This is a genomic window from Candidatus Eisenbacteria bacterium (assembly GCA_018831195.1).
GTDB lineage: Bacteria > Eisenbacteria > RBG-16-71-46 > CAIMUX01 > JAHJDP01 > JAHJDP01.
Genome location: JAHJDP010000114.1, coordinates 41,867 through 49,013, shown reverse-complemented (window position 1 = coordinate 49,013; position 7,147 = coordinate 41,867). Strand labels below are relative to the sequence as shown.

Annotated in this window: 7 protein-coding genes; 4 read left to right on the top strand and 3 right to left on the bottom strand. The window is 55.3% G+C overall.

Annotated elements, in window-relative coordinates; all coding sequences use genetic code 11:
- Nucleotides 1-396 precede the first annotated feature (396 nt).
- Both KJ970_19625 and KJ970_19620 read right to left on the bottom strand, forming a co-directional pair.
- Nucleotides 397-1,053, bottom strand: a complete 657-nt coding sequence (locus KJ970_19625) for a hypothetical protein (GenBank protein MBU2693133.1) — start codon at nucleotides 1,051-1,053, stop codon at nucleotides 397-399.
- A gap of 292 nt (nucleotides 1,054-1,345) precedes the next feature.
- The gene (locus KJ970_19620) at nucleotides 1,346-2,035 is read right to left on the bottom strand and encodes a hypothetical protein (GenBank protein MBU2693132.1); all 690 of its coding nucleotides are present in this window, start codon (nucleotides 2,033-2,035) and stop codon (nucleotides 1,346-1,348) included.
- A 123-nt stretch (nucleotides 2,036-2,158) separates the two neighbouring features.
- Here KJ970_19620 and KJ970_19615 point away from each other — a divergent pair, with 123 nt between their 5' ends.
- The 4 genes from KJ970_19615 to KJ970_19600 all read left to right on the top strand — a co-directional run bounded on the left by KJ970_19615 (nucleotide 2,159) and on the right by KJ970_19600 (nucleotide 6,711).
- Complete coding sequence (locus KJ970_19615) at nucleotides 2,159-2,737, top strand: transposase zinc-binding domain-containing protein (GenBank protein ID MBU2693131.1); 579 nt, start codon at nucleotides 2,159-2,161, stop codon at nucleotides 2,735-2,737.
- A 344-nt stretch (nucleotides 2,738-3,081) separates the two neighbouring features.
- Nucleotides 3,082-4,245: an ATP-binding protein gene (locus tag KJ970_19610; GenBank protein MBU2693130.1), complete on the top strand. Its 1,164-nt coding sequence runs from the start codon at nucleotides 3,082-3,084 to the stop codon at nucleotides 4,243-4,245.
- A gap of 121 nt (nucleotides 4,246-4,366) precedes the next feature.
- Nucleotides 4,367-4,663 carry a hypothetical protein gene (locus KJ970_19605; GenBank protein MBU2693129.1) on the top strand — a complete coding sequence of 99 codons (297 nt, stop codon included), beginning with the start codon at nucleotides 4,367-4,369 and terminating at the stop codon, nucleotides 4,661-4,663.
- 272 nt (nucleotides 4,664-4,935) lie between these two features.
- Complete coding sequence (locus KJ970_19600) at nucleotides 4,936-6,711, top strand: T9SS type A sorting domain-containing protein (GenBank protein ID MBU2693128.1); 1,776 nt, start codon at nucleotides 4,936-4,938, stop codon at nucleotides 6,709-6,711.
- Nucleotides 6,712-6,902: 191 nt separating this feature from the next.
- Here the strand turns inward: KJ970_19600 and KJ970_19595 are convergent, their stop codons facing one another.
- The gene (locus tag KJ970_19595; protein ID MBU2693127.1) at nucleotides 6,903-7,097 is read right to left on the bottom strand and encodes an IS110 family transposase; all 195 of its coding nucleotides are present in this window, start codon (nucleotides 7,095-7,097) and stop codon (nucleotides 6,903-6,905) included.
- Nucleotides 7,098-7,147: the final 50 nt, after the last annotated feature.

Sequence of the window (7,147 nt, the reverse complement as noted above, 5' to 3'; positions counted from 1 at the left end):
TTCTGGGATCGAAACAGTTTGCTCGGAGCCGATGGTCGGCGGACTTCATCACCGGTATTTCCGACGCGCTGCCTAAGCCAGGGGAAGAAGGCTACCGGAAATCACCACCTATCCAGGAATTCGTTTGCCAAGGCCCAGGCCAGATGGCCGATGTCGTTTCTCCCATCATCTGAACCGCACAATCTGTCTATCATATAACCGGTTTCAATGTATGGTCCGATTGGGGCAGAACTAATTTCTAGGCCGGATGAGGTTTATGGAAGGGACAGGCGACGAATTGATGAGCACGTCACCTTCAGAAAACGACAAGTTATTGCTTCCCCGCAAATATAGCTCTGAGATTCTGCGCGTTAGTCGCGTCTCCGCGAAGCGCTGAGGGACCGGGAGACTAGCATGTCAGCGATAAATAGAGCGGATATTTCCCCATGTCGTTCTCTTGATTGGTGTTGGTTCAATATCGGGACATGGCGGATTATAGCCAGGTTCTCCCCCACAACCCATGGCTCCGAATCCTTCAAATGGATCAAAAACGGAGTCCTCCGAGCAATCAGTGACACCTGATGGCTCCGAAGGATGAGGAGTCAAGGGAATTGTCGCCGGCGCATAGACATAGACGCCGAAGTAGAATGCGGGAAACAGATAGTCGGAGCTTGTACAACCTGGATCCCATGTGATTTCAATGCCACTGCCTGGTAGGGGCCAAGCCCCGGTAAATGACCACCCAGCACCGGGGATACAGGTGCCATTATACGAGATATAGGCGTCGCCTGTATTGTAGTCCCCGATGCCAAATGTGATTGAGTCAAAATTCGGTGCATTTGCCGCCGGCGAAACGACCACGACCAGAAACCACTCCACATCATGATCGTCAGGCAACGCACTCGGGTCGAGATTTTCACATGACTCCGGCAGAGTTATCGTTAGACAGGGCTCGGTTATGGGCCCACCAGTTGTGTTACCCTGAATGGACAGAACGACGCCTTCATTTGGCCCGGCTGACGCTCCTGATAATCCAGCAGCGAGGATGAGCATCCCCAGCATTAGTTTCCTCATGGTTGGATTCCCCCCCGGACACAACATCAAGATATGCGAATTCACATCACCGGAACAACGCTATTATACGACAGAAGCTCACACTTTTCGAATTCAATTTGGGCACCTATCTACAGGATAGCGCATCTGCGAACATATTATCACCATTTTCTAATATATAACACCATTTCAGACTTTATCTTGCGTGAAATGGGTCGCAGCTTGGCTCGCTTGAGGCGTGTCTGAAGACGCCGATTCTCCCTCTCCGTCATCTCCCGGTCGACCATGTGCGTATTCCGGTGAAGTCGGCCGCCTAGACCGGCCGAACCAGCCAATGCTCGCCCTCCCAGCTCCCACCGGCCTGCCCCCTTTCAGCGCGGGCTTTACGGCGCACACGCGGTCCTGGCGATTCGGAAGCCGAGTGGGTTGCCAGCGCCGGTCGGACCGACGGTTCGGGAGAGCGGTTGCGCTTCGAGCCACTCCCTCCGCCGCCGACGGTTCCGATATCGGCTCTGAACTCCACCGAAGTCCCACCCAGCACGAAGTTATTGTTAATGTCCAGGACCTCGACCATGAGATCGATCTCCGCCTCGCCATCGGCCATGATATTCACCGGCGGAACCGGGTAAATGAAGGTCACGGATGTCGGCGGACCGATTGTAATAAAGGAGACATTCCCCTCGACCGTCCCGCCGGCGGTGGTGGCCGTGACCGTTACAATCCCGTCATTTCTCGGCTCGCCGCTGAGGAAGGTGGCGCCGCAGACGCCGTCATATGTTTCACCACTTCCCAATTCCCCGCTGACCGCGCCTCGCACAATACCCTCGTCACTGGTGAACCAGACACGCGTGTGATCGGGAACGGGGTTATGATAAAGATCCGACAGGACGACGGTGATATCCGCGGTCTCGGCGACACGGTCCCACGCGCGCATATTGCAGGGGTCGACGGCGATCGCCACCAGGGTCATCTCGCTGGCGCCGCCTTTATCCGCCCCCATCATGCCACGATCCGGGTTAGCCGCACATCCAGAACTGCTGCGGGACTCCCCAGCGGGGCTCCTCGCCGATCGGGGATCGCAGGCGGTCTCTTCGTTGCGGCACCAAACCTGCATTTTCACCAGCCCATGCATGTCGGCACGACGACAGCCGCTGGCGGGCGGACCTTGGGCGAAGCAGCACGATCGTCAGGCGTCTATCGCCGCCGCCAACCGGAGACGACGGTCCTGTACGAGATCGTGCGGGAACACTTGGAGACCTTCCTCGCCCAGGGACGGGGTTCAGACGGAGAGGGTTATCCGCATTTCGTGGAGCGCGAGTTCCGCCGCTATCTGGACTGCGGCCTTCTCTGCCACGGATTCGCCCGCCCCCACTGCCCGCGTTGCGGCTTCGAGCGGCTGGTGGCCTTTTCGTGCAAGGGGAAGCTCTGCCCCAGCTGCCTCGCCCGCCGGACGGCGGATATGTCGGCCTGGCTGGTGGATCACCTTCTCCCGGAAGCGGGCTACCGACAGTGGGTTTTAACATTTCCCTGGACCCTGCGCTTCCGCTTGGCGGCGGATCGGGCGCTCCTGACCGCGTTGTTGCGGATTTTCCTGAAAGTTCTCTTCGCCTGGCAACGCCGCCGCGGCCGCGCCCTCGGCATCCGCGACGGACAGACCGGGGCGATCACATTTGTACAACGGTTCGGGGGAGCGTTAAATCTATAACCGCAAGCCCCCCAATGCGGACGGAATTTGTGGAAGGCACACCTGCTTTTGAATCAGCTCCTGGTCCTTCCCCGAAGTTCCTATGGGACGGATCCACGGGCGAGAAACCAACCGGCCGGGCAGCCCTTCGGAGACCGATCATCCCCGCCGGCGACCGGTGTTCTAGTGCCGATGGAGTTTTTGCGGATCACGGGTTGAAAATGGGTCCAAAGGCTCTCTTTTGAAGGCCCATTTAGATAGCAGCTGGTTTATGAAGTCTGTAACACATTGGAATTCAAATAGATAGGATCATAATCGAAATATTTGTTGCATGTCGCCATTATCCGGCGTATTATGGCGACGTTATGAACAATGCTCCTTTTCCACGAATAGCCAGACCTCCAGAGGGATCATACTTTCTCCTTGGTCCGCGGGGTACGGGCAAGAGCACATGGCTCCGCGCAAGTCACCCGGGTGCACATTATATTGATCTTCTCAATGAGTCGCTTTATCAATCCTATCTCACTGACATCGGTAGATTCGCGGATGAAATTCGAATGGTCGAAAGTGGCGGAAGGGTCGTCATTGATGAAGTTCAACGCCTTCCGATGCTTCTCAACGAAGTCCATCGTTTCATCGAGGAAAAAAATATCCGCTTCGCGCTGTGCGGCTCGAGTGCCCGCAAACTTCGCCGTGGAGGTGTTAACCTCCTTGCCGGTCGTGCGGTCCGACGTTTTATGCATCCATTACTCCCCGAAGAGATGGGGGATGTGTTCAGTCTCGATGAAACCCTTCACTGGGGAGGCTTGCCCATCGTCTGGAATTCTCAGGACCGCAAGGAAACATTGACGTCATATGTGGAACTCTACCTGAAGGAAGAGATACAATCGGAAGCTCTTGTGCGAAACCTGCCCGGATTCGCCCGTTTTCTTCCTGTCGCTGCCCTCTTTCACGGACAGGTCATCAATGTATCCGGAATCGCGCGGGACGCGGGAGTCGCCCGCAAGACTGCTGAAAGTTATTTGGAAATCTTGGTCGACACACTCATTGCATTTCAGCTGCCAGCATTTCAGGGGAAGCTGCGAGTGCGGGAGCGAAAGCACCCTAAATTGTTCTGGGCCGATCCCGGTTTGCCACGAGCTGCAAAACGACAACTGGGCCCACCAACACCGGAGGAAAAGGGACACCTTTTTGAGGGGTGGATCGCCGGCCTTCTACGCGCCTATCGAGATTATCGCGGGATTTTTGATGAATTTTATTACTGGGCTCCGGCGGAAGCCACCCAGACAGAAGTCGATTTTCTACTGCGCAGAGATACCGACTATCTTGCTATTGAAGTGAAATCTGGCAAACACTACGACTCCTCATCGCTCAATGGGCTGCGCGCGATGCGTGATCTGCCGAATCTCCGTCGAAGGTTCCTGGTCTTTCTTGGTGATCGACGAATGGAGACTGAGGATGGAATCGAAGTTCTGCCGGTTGATCATTTTCTTGCATGGTTGGCCCAAGGTGCCCCATTTGACCGTTGAGTGACCTGCGTTCTCCGCGAAAAGGCCGCAACTCCTTGCCATCAGAGAAGTCGTAGTCCACGTAACCCCGTAACTCCCTGGAATTCAACAAGTCCGCCATTGTGATATACTCATGCCTACTATGCGCACATTCATATCAGCCCTATTCGCCTGCCTCCGGACATCCCTCATGGCGCGGACAATCCTGGCGCTGGAAAAGGCTGCCCTGCGCCAGCAACTGGCCATCTTCGCCTCCTTGTTTCCTTGGTTTTACCCCAATTCGGTGTCCAAGAAAACCGGGGACGCCTCACCCGGTCAGTCCGGTTTGGGTATCATGCACGGTCAACATTTCGCCGTTGAGAATATTACCTGGCTGATGCCCTTCATACTGGGCGTCCTGGCCAAGATACGATTGCCCCCCGAGGGGCAGGCGCCCTGATAGAGATCGCCGAAACGCCGTTCCTGTCCGGTACTAACAACCGCATAATCTCCTGCGGAGGAAGGAGTTAGCCAATTCGCACCAATGGCGACGGCGAGCATGACACCGATCACTCCCTTGTTTGCGCTCATACAAGACGTCCCGGTTACGCCTCCATTGCTCCTGCCGTTCGGATACCTAACGGGCGAGAGTCCAACGCCTTTCAGTTTTTCTCATAATGCGGTAGCCTATCTGGGCTTGGGTCCAATTAACTCATTCACCGGAGGTACAACATGCTACGCTACAACATCTCTCTGCTCTTGGTGTTTGCGCTACCCGCAACCGCTTTGGGAACGACCTGGATCGTCCAGCCCAACGGGATGGGAAATTTCCCAACTATTCAAGCGGCGGTCGATGGTTCGATTAACGGTGATATTATCGAACTAACCGACGGATATTTTACCGGACCCGGCAACCGGGACGTTTACATCTATCAAAAGACATTAACAATTCGGTCGCAGACCGGCGATCCCAATACCACGGAAATCCATCCTGAAGGAGACGAATCCAATTATCACAGAGCCTTTTATTTTGAAAATCTTTCCTCCGATTTTTGCCTTGAAGGAATCGGAATAACCAGCGGGTTTCATGACGACGGCGGCGCCATCTATTGCCTCAATGCTAATCCGACAATCACAAATTGCGTCTTTGGCGCCAATTTCGCCTGGGATGATGGAGGAGGAGCATATCTTGCGAATTCAAATCCGAATTTCATAAATTGCAGATTTATTTTCAACGAAGCCGATTATGGCGCCGGGATTTGCTGCTGGGACAGCCACGCAACCTTCACCGATTGCGAATTTTGGCGCAATTCGGCCTTGCTGAGCGGCGGCGGCCTCTGTGGCCGATCTTATTCGAATATCACTCTGGAAAACTGCATCTTTGATGAAAATAAAGTAGTCCAATCCGGCGGCGGCATATATTGTCGTGAAGCCTCCTCAATTAGCGCAACGGCAACGACTTTTGAATACAATGAAGCCGCGGCCGGGGGCGGCGTTTACGGCCACACGGCGCGCTTTAATCTGGGGGAATGCGAGATTCGGCACAATTCCGCAGCGAGCGGCGCGGGCTTGTTTATATCGGATCCTGATTCGTTCGCCGTTTTGGCCTGTACATTCCATGCCAACAGCGGGAATTGGGGCGGAGGCATTTTTCTGACAAATTCCGGCACATCAAACTCCATAGAAGACTGCGAGTTTACTGAAAATCACGCGATCACCGGCGGCGGTCTTTATTTCACCGACTACTCGTCTCCATCGATAACCGGCTGCACTTTTATGCGCAACTGGGCGGGCGATCACGGGGGAGGCGGGTACTTCCAATATGAATCAAATTGCATTATGGGATCTTGTACATTTTTCGAAAACACGGCGTCGGACGGAGCCTGCCTCGCGCTCGCAATGGAATCTTATCCAGTGGTCGTTTCATCCATATTTTCTTTTGGCATTATCGGCGAGGCTGTTTATTGCTTTGCGCAACCCGGCAATCCGGCCTTCTATTGCTGTGATGTCTACGGCAATGAAGGCGGCGACTATGTCGGATGCATTGCCGGCTATAACAATGAACTGGGCAATTTCTCCGCCGATCCGCAATTCTGCGATGCTCCCATTGACGATTTGACATTAAGTATCGATTCCCCGTGCCTGCCGGGCAATCATCCGAATGGAAGCAACTGTGGTCGCATTGGCGCTCATGACCTGGGCTGCGATCCGGCGGCAATCAATTCGGGATTTGTCGCCGGCAAGGGATTCATCCTCTCCGCCCAGCCGAACCCGTTTTCATCGACGACGCATTTGACATGGGCAACTCCTGAAAGTGGAGCGGCGCGCCTCTCGATCTTTGATATCGCCGGACGGCGCATCAATCAATTCGAGTTCCTCGGATCGATAGGGACGATGATTTGGGATGGGACTGATTCGCGCGGCGCGCCGGCCGCCCCAGGAACTTATCTGTTACAATTGGAAGCGGGAACCACTAGGGGCACAAAGAGAATCACAGTTCTGCGTTAGCAGGCTGCGGCCGGGGGGGGGGATGCGATTTGTTGGCGGCATTGTAAGTACACTTCGCTGTAGTATACTCGCCGCCGCCGCCATTCTGCTCACCCTCGGCCGAACCGATCCCGTCGCCGCCCGCGACTACCCATCCGTTCAAAATATACAAGTAAGAAGCCGATGCCGATAGCCGATAAGCCTCGGGTCTGCTATACCGGCAGGCGTACCCAAGATCCGTCTTTCGCTCGCGCCCAGTCCGAGGAACTCCGCATGATGATGCCCAGACCGGCATAGCTCCAGAACGCACGCTTGTTCGAGAATCGATACGGCGTCACCACGACCGGCAGGAGCTGTGCGATGCGAATCGGCCCCAGGCCCGGACACGTCTCCAGGATGCGGGAGATCCCATGCCGGTGCGACTCCTCTCCAGCATCTCCTTCTCTCGGTCCGCCGC

Coding starts and splice junctions, on each gene's coding strand:
- KJ970_19620 (MBU2693132.1), bottom strand. CDS start 2,035: ATGATGGGGGCGGATAAAGGCGGCGCCAGCGAGATGACCCTGGTGGCG.
- KJ970_19600 (MBU2693128.1), top strand. CDS start 4,936: ATGCTACGCTACAACATCTCTCTGCTCTTGGTGTTTGCGCTACCCGCA.
- KJ970_19605 (MBU2693129.1), top strand. CDS start 4,367: ATGCGCACATTCATATCAGCCCTATTCGCCTGCCTCCGGACATCCCTC.
- KJ970_19625 (MBU2693133.1), bottom strand. CDS start 1,053: ATGAGGAAACTAATGCTGGGGATGCTCATCCTCGCTGCTGGATTATCA.
- KJ970_19615 (MBU2693131.1), top strand. CDS start 2,159: ATGCATGTCGGCACGACGACAGCCGCTGGCGGGCGGACCTTGGGCGAA.
- KJ970_19610 (MBU2693130.1), top strand. CDS start 3,082: ATGAACAATGCTCCTTTTCCACGAATAGCCAGACCTCCAGAGGGATCA.